At 58.7% G+C, this 25,307-nt stretch carries 21 protein-coding genes and 1 pseudogene; 15 read left to right on the forward strand and 7 right to left on the reverse strand.

Annotation, left to right across the window (positions count from 1 at the left end; translation table 11 throughout):
• Window positions 1-36: 36 nt before the first annotated feature.
• From LLF79_RS05720 to LLF79_RS05765, 10 genes and pseudogenes are all read left to right on the forward strand, one after another.
• On the forward strand, window positions 37-1,038 hold the full coding sequence (locus tag LLF79_RS05720) for an LLM class flavin-dependent oxidoreductase (RefSeq protein ID WP_179367223.1): 1,002 nt from the start codon (window positions 37-39) through the stop codon (window positions 1,036-1,038).
• Window positions 1,035-2,156, forward strand: a complete 1,122-nt coding sequence (locus LLF79_RS05725; protein ID WP_032674874.1) for an amidohydrolase — start codon at window positions 1,035-1,037, stop codon at window positions 2,154-2,156. The genes LLF79_RS05720 and LLF79_RS05725 overlap by 4 nt, the downstream gene beginning before the upstream one ends.
• Before the next feature lie 16 nt (window positions 2,157-2,172).
• Window positions 2,173-4,436: pseudogene (locus tag LLF79_RS05730) on the forward strand (NtaA/DmoA family FMN-dependent monooxygenase).
• A gap of 9 nt (window positions 4,437-4,445) precedes the next feature.
• Complete coding sequence (locus tag LLF79_RS05735) at window positions 4,446-4,955, forward strand: GNAT family N-acetyltransferase (protein WP_008501765.1); 510 nt, start codon at window positions 4,446-4,448, stop codon at window positions 4,953-4,955.
• 9 nt (window positions 4,956-4,964) lie between these two features.
• Window positions 4,965-5,891, forward strand: a complete 927-nt coding sequence (locus LLF79_RS05740) for an amino acid ABC transporter permease (protein WP_023327573.1) — start codon at window positions 4,965-4,967, stop codon at window positions 5,889-5,891.
• On the forward strand, window positions 5,875-6,648 hold the full coding sequence (locus tag LLF79_RS05745) for an amino acid ABC transporter ATP-binding protein (RefSeq protein WP_025910909.1): 774 nt from the start codon (window positions 5,875-5,877) through the stop codon (window positions 6,646-6,648). Before LLF79_RS05740 ends, LLF79_RS05745 begins: the two co-directional genes overlap by 17 nt.
• A gap of 9 nt (window positions 6,649-6,657) precedes the next feature.
• The gene (locus LLF79_RS05750) at window positions 6,658-7,545 is read left to right on the forward strand and encodes an ABC transporter substrate-binding protein (RefSeq protein ID WP_213802095.1); all 888 of its coding nucleotides are present in this window, start codon (window positions 6,658-6,660) and stop codon (window positions 7,543-7,545) included.
• A gap of 41 nt (window positions 7,546-7,586) precedes the next feature.
• Window positions 7,587-8,204 carry a glutathione S-transferase family protein gene (locus LLF79_RS05755; protein WP_227879220.1) on the forward strand — a complete coding sequence of 206 codons (618 nt, stop codon included), beginning with the start codon at window positions 7,587-7,589 and terminating at the stop codon, window positions 8,202-8,204.
• Between the two features lie 37 nt (window positions 8,205-8,241).
• The gene (pptA, locus tag LLF79_RS05760) at window positions 8,242-8,472 is read left to right on the forward strand and encodes a tautomerase PptA (protein WP_008501760.1); all 231 of its coding nucleotides are present in this window, start codon (window positions 8,242-8,244) and stop codon (window positions 8,470-8,472) included.
• Window positions 8,473-8,656: 184 nt separating this feature from the next.
• Entirely contained in the window at window positions 8,657-9,658 is a 1,002-nt protein-coding gene (locus tag LLF79_RS05765) for a Kdo(2)-lipid IV(A) acyltransferase (RefSeq protein ID WP_213802092.1), read from the forward strand.
• 44 nt (window positions 9,659-9,702) lie between these two features.
• On the opposite strand, the gene LLF79_RS05770 is transcribed toward LLF79_RS05765, so the two are convergent.
• Window positions 9,703-11,388 (reverse strand): NAD-dependent malic enzyme, encoded by a 1,686-nt coding sequence (locus LLF79_RS05770; RefSeq protein ID WP_227879221.1) that lies wholly within the window; start codon window positions 11,386-11,388, stop codon window positions 9,703-9,705.
• Window positions 11,389-11,803: 415 nt separating this feature from the next.
• Here LLF79_RS05770 and LLF79_RS05775 point away from each other — a divergent pair, with 415 nt between their 5' ends.
• Entirely contained in the window at window positions 11,804-13,135 is a 1,332-nt protein-coding gene (locus tag LLF79_RS05775; protein ID WP_023292316.1) for a 2-hydroxycarboxylate transporter family protein, read from the forward strand.
• 121 nt (window positions 13,136-13,256) lie between these two features.
• On the forward strand, window positions 13,257-13,898 hold the full coding sequence (locus tag LLF79_RS05780) for a helix-turn-helix domain-containing protein (protein WP_025910919.1): 642 nt from the start codon (window positions 13,257-13,259) through the stop codon (window positions 13,896-13,898).
• Here the strand turns inward: LLF79_RS05780 and LLF79_RS05785 are convergent.
• Window positions 13,891-14,190: a helix-turn-helix transcriptional regulator gene (locus tag LLF79_RS05785; protein WP_008501755.1), complete on the reverse strand. Its 300-nt coding sequence runs from the start codon at window positions 14,188-14,190 to the stop codon at window positions 13,891-13,893. The two genes, LLF79_RS05780 and LLF79_RS05785, sit on opposite strands and share 8 nt — an antisense overlap.
• 160 nt (window positions 14,191-14,350) lie before the next feature.
• On the opposite strand from LLF79_RS05785, the gene fusA reads away from it, so the two are divergent.
• Entirely contained in the window at window positions 14,351-16,450 is a 2,100-nt protein-coding gene (gene fusA / locus LLF79_RS05790) for an elongation factor G (protein WP_045333880.1), read from the forward strand.
• A 35-nt stretch (window positions 16,451-16,485) separates the two neighbouring features.
• Here fusA and LLF79_RS05795 read toward each other — a convergent pair whose 3' ends face one another.
• On the reverse strand, window positions 16,486-17,058 hold the full coding sequence (locus LLF79_RS05795) for a flavin reductase family protein (RefSeq protein WP_227879222.1): 573 nt from the start codon (window positions 17,056-17,058) through the stop codon (window positions 16,486-16,488).
• Between the two features lie 108 nt (window positions 17,059-17,166).
• On the opposite strand from LLF79_RS05795, the gene nhoA reads away from it, so the two are divergent.
• Both nhoA and LLF79_RS05805 read left to right on the forward strand, forming a co-directional pair.
• Window positions 17,167-18,012: an N-hydroxyarylamine O-acetyltransferase gene (gene nhoA, locus LLF79_RS05800; protein WP_206805115.1), complete on the forward strand. Its 846-nt coding sequence runs from the start codon at window positions 17,167-17,169 to the stop codon at window positions 18,010-18,012.
• A 94-nt stretch (window positions 18,013-18,106) separates the two neighbouring features.
• Complete coding sequence (locus LLF79_RS05805) at window positions 18,107-18,556, forward strand: hypothetical protein (RefSeq protein WP_008501750.1); 450 nt, start codon at window positions 18,107-18,109, stop codon at window positions 18,554-18,556.
• An 86-nt stretch (window positions 18,557-18,642) separates the two neighbouring features.
• Here LLF79_RS05805 and narI read toward each other — a convergent pair whose 3' ends face one another.
• The 4 genes from narI to LLF79_RS05825 are packed head-to-tail and all read right to left on the reverse strand — an operon-like array spanning window position 18,643 to window position 25,296.
• The gene (gene narI, locus LLF79_RS05810) at window positions 18,643-19,323 is read right to left on the reverse strand and encodes a respiratory nitrate reductase subunit gamma (RefSeq protein ID WP_014883923.1); all 681 of its coding nucleotides are present in this window, start codon (window positions 19,321-19,323) and stop codon (window positions 18,643-18,645) included.
• Window positions 19,320-20,015 carry a nitrate reductase molybdenum cofactor assembly chaperone gene (narW, locus tag LLF79_RS05815; protein WP_008501748.1) on the reverse strand — a complete coding sequence of 232 codons (696 nt, stop codon included), beginning with the start codon at window positions 20,013-20,015 and terminating at the stop codon, window positions 19,320-19,322. The genes narI and narW overlap by 4 nt, the downstream gene beginning before the upstream one ends.
• Window positions 20,015-21,559 carry a nitrate reductase subunit beta gene (narH, locus tag LLF79_RS05820; RefSeq protein ID WP_008501747.1) on the reverse strand — a complete coding sequence of 515 codons (1,545 nt, stop codon included), beginning with the start codon at window positions 21,557-21,559 and terminating at the stop codon, window positions 20,015-20,017. Before narH ends, narW begins: the two co-directional genes overlap by 1 nt.
• Complete coding sequence (locus tag LLF79_RS05825) at window positions 21,556-25,296, reverse strand: nitrate reductase subunit alpha (protein WP_227879223.1); 3,741 nt, start codon at window positions 25,294-25,296, stop codon at window positions 21,556-21,558. Before LLF79_RS05825 ends, narH begins: the two co-directional genes overlap by 4 nt.
• Window positions 25,297-25,307 lie beyond the last annotated feature (11 nt).

The raw sequence follows: 25,307 nt of genomic DNA on the forward strand, positions 1-25,307 counted from the left end.
ATAATGTCGACATGTTAAGTCAAACGAGAACGCAACATGTCATGGCGAATCAGCATTCTGGATAAAAGCCCCATCGCTGAAAACGAAACGGCTGCCGATGCACTGGCGCGTACCCTGGCGCTGGCGCAGCAGGCAGAAAATCTGGGCTATCACCGCTTCTGGATTGCCGAACACCACAACACCCCACAGCTTGCCAGCCCCTCGCCGGAGCTGCTGATTGCCTGGATCCTCGGGCAAACCACGCGCATCCGCGTCGGGTCTGGCGGCGTAATGCTTCAGCACTACAGCCCCTATAAAGTCGCCGAGAACTTCAACGTGCTGGCCGCGCTGGCGCCTGGCCGCGTCGATCTCGGCGTCGGGAAAGCCCCCGGTGGATTACCGCTCTCAACCCGCGCGCTGCAGCAGGGCCTGAATCAACAGGAAAAGGGCAGCTTCGCCGAACAATTGGCCCAGCTCGACCGCTGGATCCGTCCTGAGCATCACGCTATTGAAGAGGCCGTCCGCGCCACGCCGCTGCCGCCGTTGCCTGCTGAGGCTTTCCTGCTGGGCGCGAGTACCGAAAGCGCGCTGCTGGCCGCCAGGCTCGACTGGCACTTTGTGTTTGCCGCACACCTGAACGGTGACCCGAACCTGCTGCGCGAGGTGGTATCGACCTGGCGTGAGAACAGCGCGCGGGACGTGATAGTGGCGGTGCAGGCGATTGTCGCGCCGACGCAGGCCGAGGCAGACGCGCTGGCGCAGAAGGTCGAAGTGTGGGGCGTTGAGCTGGCAAACGGGCAGCGTGTCACCGTGGCCAGCGAAGAGCAGGCCTACGCGTTTGCGCGCCAGGCGGGCAGTGAGCCGGTGCGCATTGCACGCCGGGCGCAGTCGCTGCTGGCGGGCACCGCTGAGTCGGTAGTGGAACAGCTCAACGCGCTGCACCAGCAGTGGGGCATTGACGAATTTATCATCGACACGCCGGTGGCGGAGGGGGCTACGCGCGTCGCGTCGCTGCGTCTGCTTGCCGGGGCGCGTCTTAACAAGGAGGTCACCGTATGAGTTTTGGCGAACAACTGATTGCCTGGCGCCGCGAACTGCACCAGAACCCGGAGCTGTCCGGCCAGGAGGTCGAAACCACCGCGCGCCTGCGCCAGTGGCTGACGAATGCCGGGATCGCCCCGCAGCCTTACGATCTGTCGACCGGGCTGGTGGCGGAAATCGGGACGGGCAGCAGGCTGGTTGCGCTGCGCGCCGACATTGACGCGCTGCCGATCGAGGAGCGCAGCGGCGTACCGTTTAGCTCACAGCATGCCGGGGTGATGCACGCCTGCGGACACGATATTCACACCAGCGTCATCCTCGGCGCCGCGTTAAAGCTGAAAGAGCGGGAGGCCTCGCTTAACGGCCGGGTGCGCATCCTGTTTCAGCCTGCTGAAGAGAACTTTGGCGGTGCGAAGAGCATGGTGCGGGCCGGTGCGCTGCGCGATGTCAGCGCGATTTTCGGTATGCACAACGAGCCTGGCCTGCCGGTCGGTGAGTTCGCCACCCGCGGCGGGCCGTTCTACGCCAACGTCGACCGCTTCGTGATCCGCATTACCGGTAAAGGCGCGCACGCCGCACGTCCTCATGAAGGTAACGACGCCATCGTGCTGGCAAGCCAGCTGGTAACGGCGCTGCAAAGCGTCGCCAGCCGCAACGTCAACACGCTGGATTCGGTGGTGCTGAGCGTCACCCGCATTGCGGGCGGCAACACCTGGAACGTGCTGCCGGAAAGCGTCGAGCTGGAAGGCACGTTGCGAACCCATCGCACGGAAGTGCAGCAGAATGTGAAAGCCCGCGTGGGCGAAATCGCCGCCGGGTTTGCCAGCGCCTTCAGCGCGCAGATTGATATCACCTGGTATGCCGGGCCTACCGCGCTGGTGAATGACGAGCGCTGGGCCGACTTCGCCACCTCGGTCGCGCGTGAGGCCGGATATGAAACCCGGCACGCGGAACTGCATATGGGCGGGGAGGATTTTGCGGTCTATCTGCAGCAGATCCCGGGGGCGTTTGTCAGCATCGGCAGCAACAGCCCGTATGGTTTACATCATCCGTCGTTTAATCCCGATGAAGCCTTAATTGAGCCCGCCGCCCGCTATTTTGCACAGCTTGCGGAAAAAGCCCTGCAACACGTTTAATTCAGGAGAGGTAAAGATGTCAGCAACCCGACAACTGCGGCTGGGCACCATTCTGCATGGTGCATCCGGGAATATGTCCGCCTGGCGCCATCCTGCGGCGATTGCCGACGCCAGTATTAACTTTGACTTCGTGAAAGCGACGGCGTTAAAGGCCGAGGAAGGGAAGCTCGATTTTCTCTTCGTGGCCGATGGTCTCTATATCAACGAGAAATCGATCCCCCATTTTCTGAATCGGTTTGAACCGTTAACCGTGCTTTCCGCACTGGCCAGCATCACCTCGCGCCTGGGGCTGGTGGGAACCCTATCCACCTCCTACAGCGAGCCCTTTACCACGGCGCGCCAGTTCGCCAGCCTCGATCACCTGAGCAATGGCCGCGCGGGCTGGAACGTGGTGACCTCGCCGCTGGAAGGGTCAGCAAAGAACTTTTCCCGTGAAAAACACCCCGAGCATGCGCTGCGCTACCGGATTGCCGATGAGTATCTCGACGTGGTGAAAGGGCTGTGGGATTCCTGGGAAGGGGACGCGTTTATCCGCAACAAAGAAAGCGGCCAGTTTTTTGACCCGGCCAAACTGCATACCCTCGATCACCACGGTGACTTCTTCCAGGTCGCCGGTCCGCTGAATATTGGCCGCACGCCGCAGGGGCGACCAATTGTCTTTCAGGCCGGGGCGTCGGACGACGGGAAAAAGCTGGCGGCGAAACATGCCGACGCCATTTTTACCCACCACGAGACCTTCGACGAGGCAAAAGCCTTTTATCAGGACGTAAAACAGCAGCTGGAAACAAACGGCCGCCGCGCGTCGGATCTCCATATTTTCCAGGGCGTTAGCGTGATTGTGGGGAAAGATGCCGATGACGTGGAACACCAGTACCAGACCACGGCGGCGCTGGTGTCGATTAATGACGCCCTCAATTACCTCGGGCGTTATTTCGAACATCACGATTTCAGCCAGTATCCGCTCGACGAGCCGTTCCCGGATATCGGCGACTTAGGCAAAAACAGCTTCCGCAGCACCACGGATGAAATCAAGCGTAACGCCCGCGAACGCAGCTTAACCCTGCGTCAGGTGGCGCTTGAAGCCGCTTCGCCGCGCCCGCGCTTTTCCGGCACGCCAGAGGAGGTGGCTGACGGTCTTCAGGCCTGGTTTGAAGGTTATGCCGCAGACGGCTTCATCATTCAGGGCGGTACGCCGGACACCTTCCCGCGCTTTGTTGACCAGGTGGTACCGATTCTGCAGTCTCGCGGCCTGTTCCGTACCGACTACCCGGGCACCACGCTGCGCGAAAGCCTTGGCTTAGACCAACCGAAAAACCAGTACACACAACAATAAAAGAGAACCCCGCTATGCAGAAATCATCGCTTGTTCTGGCGCTCGCGCTGGCCTTTACCCCTGCCGTCTGGGCAGAGAACGTCACTATTAACGGCACCGGCGTAAGCATCGAGGCCAATAAAACGCCGATTAACACCGCGAAAAATAGCGAGGCGGTGGCACAGCTGCCGAAAGACTATCGCTTTGCCGTGCCGGGGAAATTTACCGTTGCGGTGGCGGGACTCAATCAGCCGCCGCTGACGGTCTTCTCCGACGACAACAAAACGCTGCTGGGGAGTGAAGTTGACGTCGCCCGTCTGGTGGCCGACAGCCTTGGGCTGGAGCTGAACGTGGTGCCCACCTCCTGGGAAGACTGGCCGCTGGGCGTCGCGTCCGGGAAATACGATGCCGCCATCAGCAACATCACCGTCACTAAAGAGCGCAAACAGAAGTTTGATTTTGCCACCTACCGTAAGGATTCCCTCGGTTTCTACGTGAAATCGACCAGCCCGATCAAATCGCTTCAGAAGGCGGAAGACATCGCCGGGCTGAAGATTATCGTGGGCTCCGGCACCAACCAGGAGGCCATTCTGCTGGCATGGAATGCTGAAAACCTGAAGAAGGGACTGAAGCCCTTTACCCCGATCTACACCAAAGACGATGCGGCCCAAACCCTGGCGCTGCAGTCCGGGCGCGCGGATGCCTACTTTGGCCCGAACGTGATTGGCGCATGGAAAGCGGCGCTGAACGGGAAAACCAAACTGGTGGGCAGCGTCGACGGCGGCTGGCCGAAGGCGGCGCACATCGCGGTGACGCTGAAAAAAGGCAGCGGGCTGGTTGAGCCGGTGCAAACCGCGCTGAACGGCGTCATCAAAAACGGCGATTACGACAAAGTGCTGAACCGCTGGGGTGAAGGGGTTGAGCGCATTCCGCAGTCCGAAGTGAACCCGGCGGGCCTGGGCGATTAAGGAGGCGTGATGAGCGAACGATTTCGTGATGTTTCACCGGAAGACGCCGAACTTCAGCCCATTATCGAGGGGCTGTTCGGGGAATATGCGGCCCGCTACGGGGACTACTTCTCTAAAGACGCGGAAGTGGAGCTCACCGAGTGGTATTTAGCGCCGCAGGGGCTGTTTATCGTCCTGGAGCGCGACGGGAAGATTATTGCCACCGGCGCGTACAAACCCTTCGACGAACGCACCGCGGAAATCAAACGCATCTGGACGGACAAAACCCTGCGTCAGCAGGGGCTTGCCGGGCGCGTGGTGCAGGAGCTTGAGCGCAGGGCGGTGCTGGCAGGGTACAGTCAGATCTACCTGACAACCGGCTTTCGCCAGCCGGAGGCGGTCAGGCTCTATCTCAGTCAGGGCTATCAGCCGCAGTTCGATCTGAACCGCGATCCGGAAGAGTATAGCCAGCCGCCGTTTGACGGTCGGCTGCGTTTTACCAAAACGCTGGTACGTGAAGCGTTCAGCAAAACCGCATGAGGAACGACGATGAGCAACGTTGAAACCATTAAGGTGGTCCCGGCGCGTTATCCGCTGCGGGCCGTCGGCGCCGCGGTGGCGCTGTTTGTCCTGGCGGTCGTGATTCAGTCAGTCGCCTTTAACCCGCGCTGGGAGTGGGCGGTGTTCGCCCGCTGGTTCTTCGACCCGGTGATCCTCGAAGGCGTCGGGCAGACCCTGCTGCTGACGCTGATCGGCACCGCGCTGAGCGTGGTGTTTGGCGGCATGCTGGCGCTGGCGAGACTCTCGTCATCCTGGCTGCTGAGCAGCCTGGCGTGGGCGTATATCTGGCTGTTTCGGTCGCTGCCGCTGATCGTCGTGCTGATCATCCTGTACAACTTTTCCTATCTCTACGACACGCTCTCGCTCGGCGTGCCGTTCACCGGCATCACCTGGGGCAGCTTTGAAACCATCAACGTGCTGGGGCAGTTCTCTACCGCCGTGGTGGGGCTAACGCTGGTGCAGAGCGCCTATACCGCCGAGATCATTCGCGGTGGTTTCCTCGGGGTCGATCACGGGCAGTATGAGGCCGCCGCCGCGCTCGGCCTGCCGGCCTGGCGCCGCACGGTGCGCATCATTTTGCCTCAGGCGCTGCGCACCATCCTGCCGTCGGGGTTCAATGAAATCATCAGCCTCGCCAAGGGCACGGCGATGGTCTACGTCCTGGCGATGCCGGAGCTGTTCTATACCATCCAGATGATCTACAACCGCACGCAGGAGGTGATCCCGCTGCTGATGGTCGGTGCCGCCTGGTACCTGGCGATCACCACCGTCCTGTCCGCTATCCAGTACGGTGTTGAACGCGCACTTGCCCGCAGCGAACGCCGCTCTGCGGTTAATCAGAACCGTGCCGCCCGTCGCACCCGTTCCGTCACCACCACGCCAGCACAGGAGCCTATCCATGCAAGCCTCTCCTGAAGGACATATCTCGATTACCGGCGTCAGCAAGTATTTTGGTCGCCATAAGGCGCTCGACAACGTATCGCTTGAGATCCCGCCCGGGTCCGTGACGGTCATTCTCGGGCCGTCCGGGTCGGGAAAATCGACGCTGCTGCGCACCATAAACCACCTGGAGCGCGTCGACGAAGGCTTTATTCAGATCGACGGGGACTACATTGGCTACCGTCGTCAGGGCGACAAGCTCTACGAGCTGAAGGAGAAAGAGATCCTCAAACAGCGCGTCAACGTGGGCTATGTGTTCCAGAACTTTAATCTCTTTCCCCATCTCACGGTGCTGGAAAACCTGATTGAGGCGCCCATCGCGCATAAAAAGCTCAGCAAAAAAGAGGCGGTGGAAAGCGCGTACAGCCTTCTGGACGTGGTCGGGCTGCGGGATAAAGCCGACGCCTGGTCCCGCCATCTCTCCGGCGGCCAGCAGCAGCGCATTGCCATTGCCCGCGCGCTGGCGTTACGTCCCCGCGTGATGCTGTTTGATGAACCCACCTCGGCGCTGGATCCGGAGCTGGTAGGGGAAGTGCTGGACGTAATCAAAAAACTGGCCCGGTCCGGCACTACGCTGGTGGTGGTCACTCACGAGATCGGCTTTGCCCGGGAAGTGGCGGATCAGGTGGTGTTTATGGTCGACGGAAAAATCGTGGAACAGGGCAGCAGCGACGCGGTGTTGAACCGCCCGTCGCACGCGCGAACGCGCCAGTTCCTGTCAAAAGTGCTGTAAGGAGCGCAGATGAAATATGGACTTCTGGCAGGACTGCTTTTTACGACGGCGAGCCACGCCAGCATCGATCTGAAAGCCAACGAGCAGCCGCTGCCGGTGACGGTGGATCGGCAGGCCGTGGCGAAGATCCCCTCCGGTTATAAATTCGTTGAGCCAGGTACGCTGACGGTCGCCGTCTCGATGCTGAACTCCCCGCCGCTGGCGCTGCTGGCCAGCGATAACCGCACGCGGATCGGCAGCGACCCGGATATCGCCCGCCTGCTGGCGGGCAGCCTGGGGCTGAAGCTAAAGCTGGTGCCGACGGCGTGGGAAGACTGGCCGCTGGGGATCGCCTCCGGGCGCTACGACGTGGCGCTGGTGAACATTGCGGTGACCGAACAGCGTAAAGAGAAGTTTGATTTTGCGACCTACCGCGTCGATTCGCTTGCATTTTCGGTGAAATCCACCAACGAGATTCAGTCAATCAAAAGCGCGGAAGATCTGGCCGGGAAAAGGGTGATTGTCGGCTCGGGTACCAATCAGGAGCGTATCCTGCTGGGCTGGAACGAAGAGAATAAAAAGGCGGGGCGGGCGCCTGCGCTGCCGGTCTATCTTCACGACGATGCCTCGGGCAATCTCTATATCCAGTCCGGCAGGGCGGATGTGTTCTTTGGCCCCCAGTCGGTTTCATCCTGGAAAGCGGCGCTCACCGGCAAAACCCGCGTGGTCGGTTTAGGGCCGAAGAAAGCTTATGTCGCCACCACGACCAAAAAAGGCAATCAACTGGTTTATGCCCTGCAGGCCGCGCTGAACGGCGCGATTGAGCGCGGAGAGTACCAGAAGGTGCTGGCGCGCTGGGGCGAGCAGGGCGAAGCGGTGACGCAATCGGAGGTCAACCCGCCTGGGATAACCTACTAATGGTGCTCTACACTTAGGATTTTCACTCCTGAGGGGGCAACATGATTAAACTTTATGGCGTACCCGGCTGGGGCTCGGCAATCAGTGAGGTGATGCTGACCCTGGCTGTTATCCCTTATCAATTCATCAACGTGGACGGGTTTGACCAGCCCGGTCCGCAGCGTGAATTGCTGCACAAGCTCAATCCGCTGTGTCAGGTGCCGACGCTGGAGCTGGAAAATGGCGCCATCATGACCGAAACGGCGGCGATTGCCCTGATGGTGCTCGACAGATGTCCCGATCTTGCTCCACCCGTGGGGCAGGCAGAGCGTCAGCAGTTTCAGCGTTTGCTCATCTGGTTCGTAGCCAACGTCTATCCCACGTTTACCTATGCAGACTATCCCGAACGCTGGGTGCCGGATGCGCCGGAACAGCTGCAGAAAAACTGCATCGAATACCGGAAATCCCTCTATTTGTGGTTCGAAAGCCAGCTTAAGGCTGCCCCGTTTGCGCTGGGGGAACGGCTGACGCTGCTGGATGTGTATATTGCGGTGGCGCGCACCTGGGGGCCCCGTCACGCCTGGTTTGCCGAAAATACCCCTAAATTCACGGCGATTGCGGACGCCGTATGCCAGCGACCGGAACTGCACAAGGTGTTAAAGGCAAACAAAATTATCTGATAACGTGGAACCCACATTCACAACCGGAAGCCTGCACATGCCACACGTAGATATTAAATGTTTTCCCCGTGATTTAAACGACGAACAGAAAGCTGCCCTGGCGGCAGATATTGCTGACGTGATTATTCGCCATTTCAACAGCAAAGACAGTTCCGTGTCGGTGGCGTTGAAGCAGATCGCGCCTGAAGACTGGAAGGCGCAGGTCTGGGATACCGAAATTGGACCGAAGCTGGAGGAGCTTATTAAGAAGCCCGGGTATTCGATGTAAGATCTTCTGCCGGGGAGCGGATAAATCCTTCCCGGCTCGACTTCCCGTTTTTCGCAAAAATCGATAAAAATGCGTTTTGTCTTATCCGCTACAATTAACGTTTCTGACTGGCATATTATTCATCCTTAGGAAAGATCTCCAACAGAATCAATTAAGGACAGACACGTTAAAGGATAATTTTCTGATGACAAAATTACCCCGTTTTTCATTCGCCTTTCTTCATCCCCGTTACTGGCTAAGCTGGGCCGGCATTGCGGCTCTGTGGCTCATCATGCTGCTCCCTTATCCGCTTCTGTTCAGAATCGGTCATGGCCTGGGTCGACTGGCGATGCGCTTACTGCCTCGCCGCGTCGAGATTGCCCGCCGCAACCTGGAACTTTGTTTCCCGGAGATGGAAAAGGATGAACGCGAGTCATTGCTGCAGCGTAATTTTGAATCGGTAGGAATGGGGGTAATCGAAACCGGAATGGCATGGTTCTGGCCTGCGTGGCGGGTAAAGAAATGCTTTACCGTGCAGGGTTATGAGCACATGGAAAAGGCGAGGGCGCAGGGAAAAGGCGTGGTGCTGGTAGGGATGCATTTTCTGACGCTTGAGCTGGGCGCGCGGATATTTGGCATGCTTAACCCCGGTATCGGGGTCTATCGTCCTAATAACAATGCTCTGCTGGACTGGCTTCAGACGCGCGGGCGCCTGCGCTCCAACAAAACCATGCTCGATCGCCATGATTTAAAGGGCATGATCCGCGCGCTGAAGCAGAATGAAATTTTGTGGTACGCCCCGGATCACGACTATGGCAAAACCAACAGCGTGTTTGTGCCGTTCTTTGCGGTGCCGGATGCCGCGACGACGGCGGGCAGCTATATGCTGGTCAAAAGCGCTAACCCTGCCGTTATTCCCTTTGTGCCGCGCCGCAGGGCGGATGGCACCGGTTACGAGCTGATTATTCTGGAGGATATCAGCGAGGCGCTGCAGGGCGGCGATAAAGAAGCCGTGGCGACGCAGATGAACAGGGCAATTGAGCAGGCCGTACGCATGGCGCCTGAACAATATATGTGGCTGCACCGTCGCTTCAAAACCCGTCCTGAAGGGGTACCTGACCGGTATGCCTGTCTGAAGCAGGGGGCACCTCGGGGTGATAGTCTCTCCGCCAGCGATTTTTCTGACCGCTCAGGCGTACAGCACTGACACCACAGCGATGCCCTCACCCTGCGGTGAGGGCATGACCGGCGCTACAGCGCGGATCGGCGGTACGGTGCATAGTCCGCCTGCCACCAGGTTTTCTCGATACGCGCCATCAGGGTTTCATCATCTAACGCTGGCGCCACGCCTTGTTCAATAGCGGCCCGGGCGACGGCAACGGCAATCTGGCGTGAGACCGTTTCAATCTGATCTACCGGCGGCAGTAATCCTCCTCTTTCCGTGGTCACGAGCGGAGACTGCGCGGCCAGGCTGCGGCTTGCTGCCATCAGCATCTCTTCCGTCACCCGGCGAGCGTTACAGGCCAGCACGCCAAGCCCAAGGCCCGGGAAGATATAGGCGTTGTTGCACTGGGCAATCTCATAGTGCGCATTCTCCCAGAATACCGGGGCGAACGGGCTGCCGGTGGCCACCAGCGCGGCTCCCTGGGTCCAGGCGATGAGATCCTGCGGCTGGGCCTCCGCCCGCGACGTCGGGTTCGAGAGCGGCATGATAATCGGGCGCGGGCAGTGGCGATGCATCTCTTTGACGATCTCTTCGCTGAACAGCCCCGGCTGACCTGAAACGCCGATCATCACCGTTGGATGTGCGTTCTTCATCACGTCCAGCAGGGAAATATTCTTCGCGTCTACCTGCCAGCGGCTTACGGCGTCGCGCGCGGTAAGCAGGTTTTTCTGGAAATCGAGCAGGTTGGTCATGTCGTCGGTCAGCAGGCCGAAGCGATCGACCATGAAGATCCTGCTGCGGGCTTCCGACTCGCTCAGGCCGTCATCGACCATCAGCGCGACAATTTTTTCAGCGATCCCGCATCCCGCAGAGCCGCTGCCGAGGAAGACCACGCGCTGATCGCGAATGCGCGTCCCCGCCGCGTGGGCCGCTGCGATCAGCGTCCCCGCGGTGACGGCTGCCGTGCCCTGGATATCATCATTGAAGCAGCACAGCTGATCGCGGTAGCGCTGGAGTAGTCGGGTGGCATTTTTCTGTGCAAAGTCTTCAAACTGCAGGAGAACGTCGGGCCAGCGCGCTTTAACCGTGCTGATAAACATATCCATAAATTCAGCGTATTGATCGTCGCTGATGCGCGGATGACGCCAGCCCATGTACATCGGGTCGTCGAGGTGTTGCTGATTATTGGTGCCGACATCCAGCATAATCGGGAGGGTGGAGGCCGGATGGATCCCTCCGCAGGCGGTATACAGCGACAGCTTGCCAATCGGTATGCCCATACCGCCGATACCCTGGTCGCCGAGGCCTAAAATGCGTTCTCCGTCCGTTACCACAATCACCCGAACGTCGTTGCGCGAGAAACTTTGCAGCATCTCATCAATGCGGTGGCGGTTAGGCCATGAAATAAACAAGCCGCGCGCGCGGCGATAAATCGTGGAGAAATGCTCGCAGGCTTCACCCACCGTCGGGGTATAGATAATCGGTAACGTCTCTTTCAGATGCGAACGCAAGAGGTTGTAAAAGAGGGTTTCATTGGTATCCTGAATATTGCGCAAATAAACATGGCGGGAAATATCGCTTTTAAAATGGCAGAACTGCACCCAGGCACGCTCCGTTTGCTCCTCAATGGTTTCAACGTTATGCGGCAATAATCCATGCAGATTAAAATTATCCCGTTCTTCCTTAATAAAGGCGAGGCCTTTATTTAATAACGGATTTTCCAGCAGTACGGCGCCATTATAGGGCGTGTACAGAACGTCTTTACGAGACATGGTTAACTCCTGAATATTTAAACGAAACAGAAATAAGACGAGCAGAAACAGTGACTTTAAGGATGATAAAGACACGGAGTTTTCTGTGTTTTGTTGGGGAGCTAATTTAGCGCTTAGCTAACGTAGCAGGAGTGATAAGGGTCACATTATTTCTGGTTTTATTAATTTCAAAAGAATTGCATTGAACGCCATGAATAACTTTAGTTACATAATAATGAATTAAATTATTTAAAAGGAAAGGGCTGTTGTGTTCACATTTCTCTTCGAAAGCCCATGTTAATTTCACGCTGAGCCTGTTTTTGAGAAAAGGCTACCAAAGTCATTATTTTCTATTTAAGAACATTTATTCGAAACAGGAATAGTTTTCCGCTTATTCCTTTCTCTGTATATCCGAACACAAATTTCAGGTGATTATATGAAAGATAATCCTGTACCGACTTCCGCGCTGTCGACCTCGCGTTTTGCTTTTGGGCTTAACACGACCGAGGTGGGCGCGGTTCCGCTGATGCTGTTCGTCGGGATTGCCGCGATTGTGGCGACGTCCGCCTGGGCAGGGCTGCTGCCGAAAAATATGATAGGCGGACTGGCGGTCATCATGACCCTTGGCTTTGCGTTTGCCAAAGTGGGGCGTCAAATCCCCGTGCTGAAGGACATCGGCGGCCCGGCGATCCTGTGTCTGATGGTGCCTTCCGTGCTGGTCTATTTTGGCGCATTCGGGAAACAAACCCTTGATACGGTGCATCTGCTGATGAAGGAGGCGAATCTGCTCTATTTCGTCATCGCCTGCCTGGTGGTCGGCAGCATCCTGGGGATGAACCGGGTGCTGCTGATCCAGGGCATGATGCGCATGTTTGTTCCGCTGGTGGCGGGAACACTGATGGCCGTGCTGAGCGGGCTTATTGTGGGAACGCTGTTTGGGTTTACGCCTTACCATACGTTCTTCTTTATCATTGTGCCCATCATTGGCGGCGGAATTGGCGAGGGGATTTTGCCCCTGTCTCTGGCCTATTCGGCCATACTGGGGCAGACGCCGGACGTCTACGTGGCGCAGCTGGCTCCCGCTGCGGTCGTCGGAAATATCTTCGCCATTATTTGTGCCGGCTCGCTGGCGCGTCTCGGGACGAAACGTCCTTCGCTTTCGGGAAACGGCATGCTCACGCGGAGTAAAGACGACGCCAGCCTGTTCGCCGGGGCGCCTGGCGCTCAGCAGACGGATTTTCATCTGATGGGCGGCGGATTGCTGATGGTGTGCGCGTTTTTCATCGTCGGAGGTTTGTTTGAAAAACTGGTCCATATTCCCGGCCCGGTGCTGATGATCCTGATTGCCGTCCTGTGTAAATACTTCAGGGTGATCCCAGCCTCAATGGAGCAGGGAGCGCACAGCTGCTATAAATTCGTTTCGGCTGCGCTGGTCTGGCCGCTGATGATCGGCCTCGGGATGCTATACGTGCCGCTTGAAAGCGTGGTGTCGGTCTTCTCGGTGGGCTATGTAGTGGTATGCGGATCGGTGGTGATTGCGATGGCGCTGAGCGGCTACGTGATTGCGTCGCGTCTGAATATGTATCCCGTGGAAGCGGCGATTGTGACCTGCTGCCACAGTGGGCTGGGCGGTACGGGAGATGTGGCCATTCTATCCGCCTCCAACCGCATGTCGCTTATGCCGTTCGCGCAGATCGCGACGCGTATTGGCGGTGCTTCAACGGTGATTTTCGCCACGCTGTTGATGGGCTGGATTATGGCGCACTGATTCGAATCGGCAGGATACTGAATCGCAACGACATTTACAGCGTATCGCTGCGGTTCAGTCCTTTATAAAACTCACCGCGCTGTATAGAATTACCGCAGCCACAGCGACGGGATACCACACGATGACCGGAAGAGTTGATTATCAGATTGAAAAATATCTCCTGACCGAAGCTGCCGAACCGGAGCGCCTGACGCGCCAGTGGGCAGAGGTTCTGGAGGAGTGTCGTGAGCAAAAGGCCGGTGCAGAGGAGCGGCTGCGCCTCGCGTTGCTTAATGTGGATTACGTCACCAGCTTCGAGCTGCCCTTCAGGCTGCTTCTCACCCGTGCGCCCCAGTTGATTGATGCCGTCAGGAAAGAGCTTCAGCTCAGTCAGAAAAATGTTCTTTTTAACGGCAAGCGCTTTGGCTGCGTCTACAGCCTTAAACGGGATCTGGACGGCATACCTGACGAGTTTACCTATCACCTGAAGACGCGGATCCAGCGCAGTGACGCCACGGGCGCGACGGAAGCGTCTTACCGGCAAATTGCCCAGCAGGTGAAAGCGCCAAAGGAACGCCTCAAACTGGCGCTGGACAACGGGCTGTCTGTAACCGCGCTTGACGGGCTTTTCTGGTTTGGCATTCAGCGCATCGCGGCTGATGTACAACGGTTACGCAAAACAGGGATGCGGATCGTGACGTCCAACGCCGAGGTGTTCGATACGCTTACCAAAACAACCCGGCAGGTCCCGGTCTATCGCCTGGAAGAGACTCAAATTACTTAACCTGCAGCAGGATCGCCATCAGCCCCGGAAAACGGGTATCCAGATCGTCTCGTCGCAATGAAATCATGTTTTCGCGTCCCTGCGGACGCTGCCAGATGACCCCGCTGTCGCGCAATACGCGCCAGTGATGGGTCATCGTGGACTTCACCACGTCCTCCGGGCGCAGCGCGTTACAGCTCAGTTCGCTGCCGTCGGCGAGCCGGCGAATAATCGATAGCCGGAGCGGGTTGCCGAGGGCAAATAGCACATTTTCCAGCAGTATTTGTTCAGTTTCAGGGTGGTTAGGGATCATCGTTTTCCTGCGTATGGCGTCAGATTGAGCTATATCAACAATAGGTCAACCCTTAAAAAATAGTTCGATAATACTCGTACAATAGGACTATTATAGCAAACGAACGAATGCACGACCATCCTGGTCGTCACAAACACGTCATACTGACTAAGGAAATATCATGCCCCGACCCATCCCTCTCGAACGTTATCGCAACATCGGTATCTCCGCGCATATCGATGCCGGTAAAACCACCACCACCGAGCGCATCCTGTTTTATACCGGGATGAGCCACAAGCTGGGTGAAGTACACGATGGCGCGGCAACCACTGACTGGATGGCGCAGGAGCAAGAGCGCGGGATCACCATTACCTCCGCGGCGGTTAGCTGCTTCTGGCCAGGCATGGACAGAGGCTATGAGCCGCACCGGATTAACATCATCGACACCCCGGGGCACGTGGATTTCACCATTGAGGTGGAACGTTCCATGCGCGTCCTCGACGGTGCCGTGATGGTGTATGACTCCGTGGGCGGCGTGCAGCCGCAGTCGGAAACCGTCTGGCGTCAGGCCAATAAATATCACGTACCGCGTCTGGCCTTCGTCAACAAAATGGACCGTCCGGGTGCCGACTTCTTCCGCGTCGTGCGGATGATGCAGGAACGCCTGAAGGCCAATCCGGTGCCGATTGTCATCCCGGTGGGGGCCGAAGATCATTTCACCGGCGTGGTGGATCTGATCAAAATGCGCACCATTCTGTGGGACGATGCGACGCAGGGCATGGTGTTTACCTATGCGCCCGTGCCGGACGATTTAGCCAGTACCGCGCAAGAGTGGCGCGAAAAAATGGTCTCTGCGGCGGCGGAAGCCAGCGATGAACTGATGGACAAGTACCTGGAAACCGGCGACCTGACGGAAGCGGAAATTATTAAAGGGCTGCGTATTCGCACCATATCGGGCGAAATCCAGCCGATGCTCTGCGGCAGCGCGTTTAAAAACAAAGGGGTGCAGCGCATGCTCGATGCGGTGATCGAGCTGATGCCGTCGCCGCTGGACGTGCCGGCCATTGATGGCGTGGATGAAAAAGGGCAGCACGCGGAGCGTCACCCGAGCGATGATGAGCCGTTCTCGGCGCTGGCGTTCAAGCTGATGAGCGATCCGTACGTCGGGCAGCTGACCTTTATCCGCGTCTACTCTGGCGTGCTGCGTAAAGGCGACGCGGTGTATAACCCGGTAAAAGGGAAGAAAGAGCGCATCGGGCGAATCGTACTGATGCATGCCAACGATCGCCACGAGGTGGATGAACTGCGCGCCGGGGATATCGCGGCCTGTGTCGGGTTAAAAGACGTGACCACCGGCGACACGCTCACCGATCCGAACGCCGTCATTACGCTTGAACGCATGGAGTTCCCGGACCCGGTGATCTCGCTGGCGATTGAGCCGAAAACCAAAGGCGACCAGGAGAAAATGGGCATCGCGCTGCAGCGTCTGGCGGCGGAAGATCCGTCTTTCCGCCTGCACACTGACGAAGAGTCCGGTCAGACCATTATCTCCGGGATGGGTGAGCTACACCTCGAGATTATCGTCGACCGCATGAAGCGTGAGTTTGGCGTCGAGGCAAATATCGGTCGTCCGCAGGTGACCTACCGTGAAACCCTGCGTAAAACGGTGAAGGACATCGAAGGCAAATTTGTCCGACAGTCCGGCGGTAAAGGCCAGTACGGCCATGTGGTCCTGAGTCTGGAGCCGCTGGAGCCCGGAAGTGGTTTTAAATTTGAAGATGCCACCAAGGGCGGCGTGGTGCCGCGCGAGTATATCCCTTCCGTTGAGAAAGGGCTGCGGGAAGCGATGAACAGCGGCGTGCTGGCGGGCTATCCGGTCGTCGATGTCAAAGCGACGCTGACGTTTGGCTCGTATCACGACGTCGACTCCTCGGAGATGGCGTTCCGCATGGCGGCGATCCTCGGCTTTAAAGAGGGCGCCCGCAGGGCGGATCCGGCGATCCTTGAGCCGATCATGCACGTGGAGGTGGAAACACCGGAAGAGTACGCCGGTAACATCATGGGCGATCTCTCTTCCCGCCGCGGCATGGTGCAGGGGATGGCAGAGCAGTACGGCAGCCAGATTATTCGCGCTGACGTGCCGCTGGCGGAGATGTTTGGTTATGCCACGACATTGCGCTCGATGTCCCAGGGACGCGCGACGTATACGATGGAGTTCCATCATTTTGCGGAAGCCCCGCGGAATGTTGCGGATGAGATTATTGCACGGCGTGCGAAGTAGTACGGTCACCCTCTCCCAATAGGGGGAGGGTTTTCTCAATCCAGCGCCTTCACCATCTTCCCGCTCGCCACAAACGTCCCGGCGCCGAGATGATGCAGGGTATTCAACTTATCCCCGTCAAACTGCCAGCGTCCGGCGACAAACGCGCGTTCATCGGCTGCAGCCGAGACCACTTCCCCAAACAGCGTATCGTATTTTTCTGCCGTGGAGGTGACGGGTAATAACCGACACTCCATCCACGCCAGGCATTTTTCTTCAATTACCGGCAGGCCAAGTTCAGGACCGTTCACGACCGGGATCCCGTAGCAGTTGAATTTGTCTTCATCGCGCCCGCTGACGCTACCGACCGCGTATGTCCAGTTGGCCGCCGCCACGCCGGGGATGACGATGCCAAACTTCCCGCTGCGCTCAATCAGCTCGCGCGACCAGGTACTTTTATCTACTACTATTGCGATACGCGGCGGTTCAAACTCAACTGGCATGGACCATGCGGCGGCCATTACGTTGCGTCTGTCTATCGCTTCATCACGACTGGTAATCAGCACGGTAGGGCCGTGGTTCAGCAGGCGGCTGGCATGACGTAATTCAACAGGGCGAAAGTGGCTCATAGGATCTCCTCATCTGTAACGATGAGTATGACGAAAAAGCACGTAAATCAAAGTGAGCGCGTAAAATTAGTTTATAAACAGAACATCACAATCAAAGGAATCTGATGCATGTCCCCCTTTCTGACTGACTATTTTGCCCGCATCGGGTGGGCGCAACCGACACGGGTTGATATCGAAACCCTGCGCGCGCTGCATTTACACCACAACTGTGCGATCCCTTTTGAGAATATTGATGTCGTCCTGCCGCGGGAAATCCATCTTGAAGATCAATGCCTGGTCGACAAACTGGTGACGGCGCGACGCGGAGGATATTGCTTTGAGCAAAACGGCCTTTTCGAGCGGGTATTACGTGAAGTCGGGTTTACGGTGCGCAGCGTGCTGGGACGCGTGGTATTAGCGAGCCCGCCGCAAATGCCGCCGCGCACGCACCGCCTGCTGCTGGTGGAGCTTAACGGTGAGCGCTGGATTGCGGACGTGGGGTTTGGCGGCCAGACGCTGACGGCGCCGATTCGTTTACTCGCTAACGAGGAGCAGGAAACGCCGCACGGTCTGTATCGTCTGCTGAGCGAGGGCAACGACTGGGTGCTGCAGTACCGCCACCACGAGCACTGGCAGTCGATGTACCACTTTGACCTGACGATGCAGTATTTCAGCGATTACGTGATGGGGAATTTCTGGTCGGCGCACTGGCCGCAGTCGCATTTCCGCCATCATCTGCTGATGTGCCGCCATCTGCCGGACGGCGGCAAGCTGACGCTGACCAACTTCAACTTTACCCAGTGGCAGAACGGTCATGTGGAGGAGCAGATCCATTTGCCGGATGCGGAGGCGCTGTATAAGCTGCTGCAGGAGCGGTTTGGCCTGGGCGTTGATGACCCGAAGCACGGCTTTACCCTGGCCGAGCTGACGGCGGTGATGGCGGGGTTTGATACGCATCCGCAGGCCGGGAAATAGCCCGGTGGCGGCTACGCCTTACCGGGCCTACGGGTGACCGAACACAGGCCGCCACCCGGCAGGTTAGTTTAAACATCGTCAAAGGCATGCTGATATGGAAATCTTGTTGCGGAATAAATTCAGTTCAGTGGGAATGTTACTCGGGGTTATTGCACTGCTTCTCTCATTAGTGCAGTTCACCTTTGGTCCTTTTTCGACAAAGTCGACGGCGCTTGAAATTGTTGTGGCTGAAAAGGTTTCGGCGGTAAAAAAAGGGATCATTGCTGGCATAAAGGGAGAACAGCCGGTCGTTGAGGCAAAAAAGAAAGCGTTCGATATCGACAGCATTCTTATCAATAGCGGAATCATTTTATCCGTTGTGGCATTAGGGCTTGCCTTCACGGCTGGGATGCGCAAAGAGAACAGATGGGGGGTGAGTGGTGCACTGTTTTTTTCCGGGGCCACGCTCGCTTTTCATGCGGCGTTACTGGCTTTTGGTCTGATTGTCGCAGTGTTGCTTCTGCTGTTGGTTATTTCAGTCGTCAGCGGAAGTACTTTGTTCTGACATTGCGGCCCGGTGGCGTCTACACCTGACCGGGCCTACATGCGTGTGAACGTAGGTCGGGTAAGGCGTAGCCGCCACCCGACAAATCAACGGCGCGATCTCACCACCTGATACCGCCGCGTAAAGTACTCAAACGGCGCGCTCCACACGTGCACCAGGCGGGTGAAGGGGAAGATGAGGAAGATCGTCATCCCCAACACCAGATGCACGCGGAAGATCGGCGCCACGCCGCTCAGCATTTCTGATGAACCGCCCTTAAACGTCACGATCCCCTGCGCCCAGCCCACCAGCTTCATCATCTCGCTTCCGTCAGGATATTGCGCGGAGAAAGGAATGGTTGAAAGCCCGAGGATGCACTGTATCAGCAGGATACTCATAATGATGATATCCGGTGTGGTGGAGGTGGCACGCACCCGCTGGTTGAACAAGCGGCGAATCAGCAGCATCGACCCGCCGATCAGCGTCAGCACGCCGCAAATTCCGCCCGCAATCATGGCCAACTGCTGCTTAACCGCGACGGGTAAAAACCAGGCGTACATCCAGTGCGGGGTTAACATGCCGAACAGGTGCCCGAAGAAGATCCCCAGAATCCCGATATGAAACAGGTTAGAGGCCCAGTTCATCCCGCGCTTGCTGAGCATCTGGCTTGACGAGGCGCGCCAGGTGTACTGTCCGTAGTCGTAGCGCAACCAGCTGCCGAGGAAAAACACGGTGGCGCAGATGTACGGATAAATGTCATAGAAAAACACGTTCAGGTAGTGTGTCATTTTGGGCCTCCGGCGCTGACGTCCACGTACTGCGGCGCGACGTCCTGGCTAAAGCGTCGTTGATATTGCTGCATCGGCGAGCTGTCGCACGATGTGGCGTTGTCTTCGATAAACTTCACCTGTTCCTCTTCCCACACGGCGTCCAGCGCCTGACGGGTATCATCCCGTTTTTCACCGGACACCTGTTTCGCCACGCTGTCGCTGGAAAGCCGCGTTCCCGCCAGCGCCAGCAGAGCGTCAAACAGCTGATAGTGCGCCACGCCGCGCTGTTTCAGGCGGCCGCCAATCAGCGCCAGAATTGGTGCGACGTTTTGCAGCCCGTCACGCGCTTCGTCATCGGATACGATGCTCAGGTATTCCAGGTAGAGCGGCAGGTAGTCCGGCAGCTCGCGGCAGTCCAGCTCAAGACCCGCTTTCTCATACTGGCTCATCAGGTCGACCATCGCCTGGCCGCGATCGCGGGACTCGGCGTGAACGTGCTCGAACAGCAGCAGCGACGTCGCGCGACCGCGCTCAAACACTTCGCACCATTCGGCCTGTTTATCCAGCAGCGGGGCGCTCAGGTGCTGCCGGGCAAACGGCAGCAGCAAGGGCGCGTCCTGCGCAATTAACGAAAGCGCTTCATCACGGTTTTCCCACAGGGTCTCATCGGGATACTCGATCAGCAGCGCGATGATTTTGAGGATCTGCATTACTCTCCCTCCCCATGTTCGCGCACCTCGGTGATGTTGATCGCGTCGATGCGGCTGCTGTTGAAGAGGTTGAATTTCGTATCGGAGCCGTGGCAGCCGTCGCCGAAGGTGAAGCCGCAGCCGTTTTTCTCCGGGAAGGCGTCGCGCGCCATTTCGCGGTGGCTGGTCGGGATCACGAAGCGGTCTTCGTAGTTGGCAATCGCCAGATAGCGGTACATCTCCTCAACCTGCGCTTCGGTCAGGCCGACCTCTTCAATGGCGCGGGTATCGGTCACGCCTTCCACGGTCTGGGAACGCTTGTAGTGACGCATTGCCATCATGCGCTTCAGCGCGCGCAGCACCGGGCCGGTATCGCCCGCGCTGAGCATGTTCGCCAGATACTGCACCGGAATGCGCAGGCTTTCGACTGCGGGAAGAACGCCGTCGCTCTGCGGCAGGCCACCCGCATCCGCGTAGGACTGGATCGGCGACAGCGGCGGCACGTACCAGACCATCGGCAGGGTGCGGTATTCCGGGTGCAGCGGCAGAGCCAGCTTCCAGTCCATCGCCATTTTGTAGACCGGGGAACGCTGGGCGGCGTCAATCACGTTCTGCGGAATACCCTGCTTCAGCGCTTCCTCAATGACCGCCGGATCGTTCGGGTTGAGGAACACGTCGCACTGGCGCTCGTACAGATCGGTTTCATGCTCTGTGCTGGCCGCCTCTTCAATACGGTCCGCGTCATACAGCAGCACCCCGAGGTAGCGGATGCGCCCGACGCAGGTTTCCGAGCAGACGGTCGGCTGGCCGGACTCAATGCGCGGGTAGCAGAAGATGCATTTTTCTGACTTGCCGCTCTTCCAGTTGAAGTAGATTTTCTTGTAGGGACAGCCGCTGATGCACAGGCGCCAGCCGCGGCATTTGTCCTGGTCGATCAGCACAATGCCGTCCTCTTCGCGCTTGTAGATCGCGCCGCTCGGGCAGGTGGCCACGCAGCTCGGGTTGAGACAGTGCTCGCACAGGCGCGGCAGGTACATCATGAAGGTGTTTTCGAACTGGCCGTACATCTCCTTCTGGATCTTCTGGAAGTTACGGTCGCGGGCGCGTTTTTCGAACTCGCCCCCCAGCAGCTCCTCCCAGTTTGGCCCCCAGACGATTTTGTCCATCCGCTTGCCGTCAATCAGCGAGCGGGGGCGGGCAGTAGGGAGATGATCCCCCTCCGGGGCGCGGTGCAGATCCTGATAGTCAAAGGTGAAGGGTTCGTAATAATCGTCAATCTGCGGCAGAACGGGGTTGGCGAAAATCTTCGACAGCACCCCCATTTTGCCGCCGAGGCGTGGGGTCAGCTTGCCGTGAATGCCGCGGATCCAGCCGCCTTGCCACTCCTCCTGATCCTCCCAGTTTTTCGGGTAGCCGATCCCCGGTTTGGTCTCCACGTTGTTGAACCACGCATATTCCATCCCTTCACGCCCGGTCCAGACGTTCTTGCAGGTGACCGAGCAGGTGTGGCAGCCGATGCATTTATCGAGATTCAGAACCATGCCAACCTGTGAGCGTATTTTCATTTTTTCGCCTCCTGTACCTGATCCCGACCTTCGCCGTCCAGCCAGTTAATGTTTTTCATTTTGCGGATCATGATGAACTCGTCGCGGTTGGAGCCGACGGTGCCGTAGTAGTTGAAGCTGTACGCCAGCTGGGCGTAGCCGCCGATCATGTGCGTCGGTTTCGGGCAGACGCGGGTGACAGAGTTGTGGATCCCGCCGCGCCGTCCGGTCACCTCGGAACCCGGAATGTTCAGGATGCGCTCCTGGGCGTGGTACATCATGGTCATGCCCGGCGGCACGCGCTGGCTGACCACCGCGCGGGCGGTGAGGGCGCCGTTGGCGTTGAAGGCCTCGATCCAGTCGTTGTCCTCAATGCCCAGCTCGCGGGCGTCGGTTTCGCTGATCCAGACAATCGGCCCGCCGCGCGACAGGGTCTGCATCAGCAGGTTTTCGCTGTAGGTGGAGTGAATGCCCCATTTCTGGTGCGGCGTCAGGAAATTGAGCGCTTTTTCCGGGAAGCCGTTCGGCGGGATCTCGCGCATATGGGTGACGCTGCGGGTGTCAATCGGTGGACGATAGGCCACCAGGCTCTCTCCGAACGCGCGCATCCAGGGATGATCCTGATACAGCTGCTGGCGGCCAGACAGCGTGCGCCACGGGATCAGCTCGTGAACGTTGGTATAGCCCGCGTTATAGGAGACGTGCTCGCTCTCCAGGCCGGACCAGGTCGGGCTGGAGATGATTTTACGCGGCTGCGCCTGGATATCGCGGTAGCGGATCTTCTCGTCTTCCTTGTTCAGCGCCAGATGGGTGTGATTGCGCCCGGTCAGCTCGCCGAGCGCTTCCCAGGCCTTCACCGCCACCTGACCGTTGGTTTCCGGCGCAAGGGCGAGGATCACCTCTGAAGCGTCAATGGCAGTTTCAATGCGCGGGCGGCCTTTCGCCGGGCCGTCGAGCTTGACGTAGTTGAGCTTGCCGAGGAAATCAACCTCGTTCTGCGTGTTCCACGATATGCCTTTCCCGCCGTTGCCGAGCGTGTCCATTAGCGGGCCGAGAGCGGTGAAGCGTTCGTACGTTTCCGGATAGTTACGCTCGACGACCGCGATGTTCGGCGCCGTTTTACCGGGGATCAGATCGCATTCCCCTTTGCGCCAGTCCTGTATGTCAAACGGCTGCGACAGCTCCGCGGGGGAGTCGTGCTGTAGCGGCTGTAGCACCACGTCCGTTTCGGTGCCGAGATGCCCGACGCAGACCTCGGAGAAGACGTTGGCGATGCCCTTGTAGATCTCCCAGTCGCTGCGGGACTCCCACGCCGGGTCGACGGCGGCCGAGAGCGGGTGAATAAACGGATGCATGTCCGAGGTATTCATATCGTCTTTTTCATACCAGGTGGCGGTCGGCAGGACGATATCCGAGAACAGGCAGGTGCTGGACATGCGGAAGTCGAGCGTCACCAGCAGGTCGAGCTTGCCCTCAATGGCGGCGGTCTGCCACTCCACTTCCTCAGGCTTCACGTCGTCGGTTGAGCCTAAATCCTCGCCCTGAATCCCGCTCTCGGTGCCGAGCAGGTATTTCAGCATGTACTCGTGGCCTTTCCCGGACGAGCCGAGCAGGTTAGAGCGCCAGACGAACAGGTTGCGCGGATGGTTCTTGCCGTTGTCCGGCTGCTCGCAGGCGAAGCGGATATCGCCCGATTTTAACGCCTGAACGGTGTACTCCTGCGGCGTGATGCCCGCCGCGTCCGCGCGGGCCTTTATGTGCAGCGGGTTGAGGTTGAGCTGCGGCGCCGACGGCAGCCAGCCCATGCGCTCGGCGCGGACGTTGAAATCAATCAGGTGGCCGGTGAACCTCGAGGCGTCCGCCAGCGGGGAGAGCAGCTCCTGCGCGGTCAGCTTCTCGTAGCGCCACTGGCTGGCGTGGTTGTAGAAGAAGGAGGTGCTGTTCATCTGGCGCGGCGGACGGTTCCAGTCCAGCGCGAAGGCCAGCGGCAGCCAGCCGGTTTGCGGGCGCAGCTTCTCCTGGCCGACATAGTGCGACCAGCCGCCGCCGCTCTGCCCGACGCAGCCGCAGAAGACCAGCATGTTGATCATCCCGCGGTAGTTCATGTCCATGTGGTACCAGTGGTTCACCCCTGCACCGAGAATGATCATCGACCGGCCGTGGGTTTTGTGCGCCGTGTCGGCAAACTCGCGGGCGATTTTTTCAATCAGCCGGGCGGGCACGCCGGTGATCTGCTCGCCCCAGGCGGGGGTATAGGCTTTGACCTGGTCATAGCTCTCTGCGGCGTTGCTGTCCTCCAGACCGCGATCGAGACCGTAGTTCGCCAGCACCAGATCGTAAACGCTGACCACGCGTTTCTCGCTGCCGTCGGCGAGGGTCAGGGTTTTGCTAGGCACGCGGCGCGTCAGCACCGGCTCCTGCTTCACGCTGCGGAAATGCGGGTTCTCGTTGCCGCCAAAGTAGGGGAAGGCGACATCGGCCACGCTGTCGTGGGTAATGAGCAGCGACAGCGTCAGTTCGGTGTCGTGGCCCGCAGCCTGTGGCTCCAGGTTCCATTTGCCTTTTTCTCCCCAGCGGAAGCCGATGGAGCCGTTTGGCACCACCAGGTTTCCGGCAATGTCAAAGGCGACGGTCTTCCACTCCGGGTTATTGGCTTCCCCCAGCCCGTCGACAAGGTCCGAGGCGCGCAGCATACGTCCCGGCACCACGCGCCCGTCCTCCTGCTCGTCCAGCAGCACCAGCATCGGCATATCGGTATAGCGGCGGCAGTAGTTAAGGAAGTAATCGCTCGGGTTATCGAGGTGGAACTCTTTGAGGATCACGTGGCCCATCGCCATGGCGAGGGCGCTGTCGGTGCCCTGTTTGGGGGACAGCCACTGGTCGCTCAGCTTCGCGACTTCCGAGAAGTCCGGCGTGATGGCGACGGTTTTGGTGCCCTTGTAGCGCACCTCGGTGAAGAAATGGGCGTCCGGGGTTCGGGTCTGCGGCACGTTCGAGCCCCAGGCAATGATGTAGCTGGAGTTGTACCAGTCGGCTGACTCCGGCACGTCGGTCTGCTCGCCCCAGGTCATCGGCGACGCCGGCGGCAGGTCGCAGTACCAGTCGTAGAAACTCAGGCAGGTACCGCCCAGCAGGGAAAGATAGCGCGTGCCGGCGGCGTAGGAGACCATCGACATCGCCGGAATAGGGGAAAAACCGGCCACGCGGTCCGGGCCGTAGTTTTTGATGGTCCAGACGTTGGCGGCGGCGATCAGCTGGTTCAGCTCTTTCCAGTTTGAGCGGATAAACCCGCCTTTACCCCGCGCCTTCCTGTAGCTTTGCGCCTTTTGCGGATCGCTCTGGATGGCGTCCCAGGCCAGCACCGGATCGGTATGCTGCGCCAGCGCCTCGCGCCACAGCTCAATCAGCCTGCGGCGCACCAGCGGGTATTTAAGACGGTTGGCGCTATAGAGATACCACGAGTAGCTTGCGCCACGCGGGCAGCCGCGCGGCTCGTGGTTGGGCAGGTCAGGGCGGGTGCGTGGATAGTCGGTCTGCTGGGTTTCCCAGGTCACGAGGCCGTTTTTAACGTAAATCTTCCAGCTGCAGGAACCGGTACAGTTCACGCCGTGGGTGGAGCGCACGATCTTGTCGAACTGCCAGCGCTGACGGTAGCCGTCCTCCCAGTCGCGGTTGGTGTTATATACCTGCCCGTGCCCGTTGGCGAAGCTGTCCCCCTTTGTTTTGAAATAACGAAAGCGATCCAACAGTTTGCTCATGACATTTCTCC

Origin of the sequence: Enterobacter cloacae complex sp. 2021EL-01169 (assembly GCF_020733125.1) — a bacterium.
GTDB lineage: Bacteria > Pseudomonadota > Gammaproteobacteria > Enterobacterales > Enterobacteriaceae > Enterobacter > Enterobacter roggenkampii.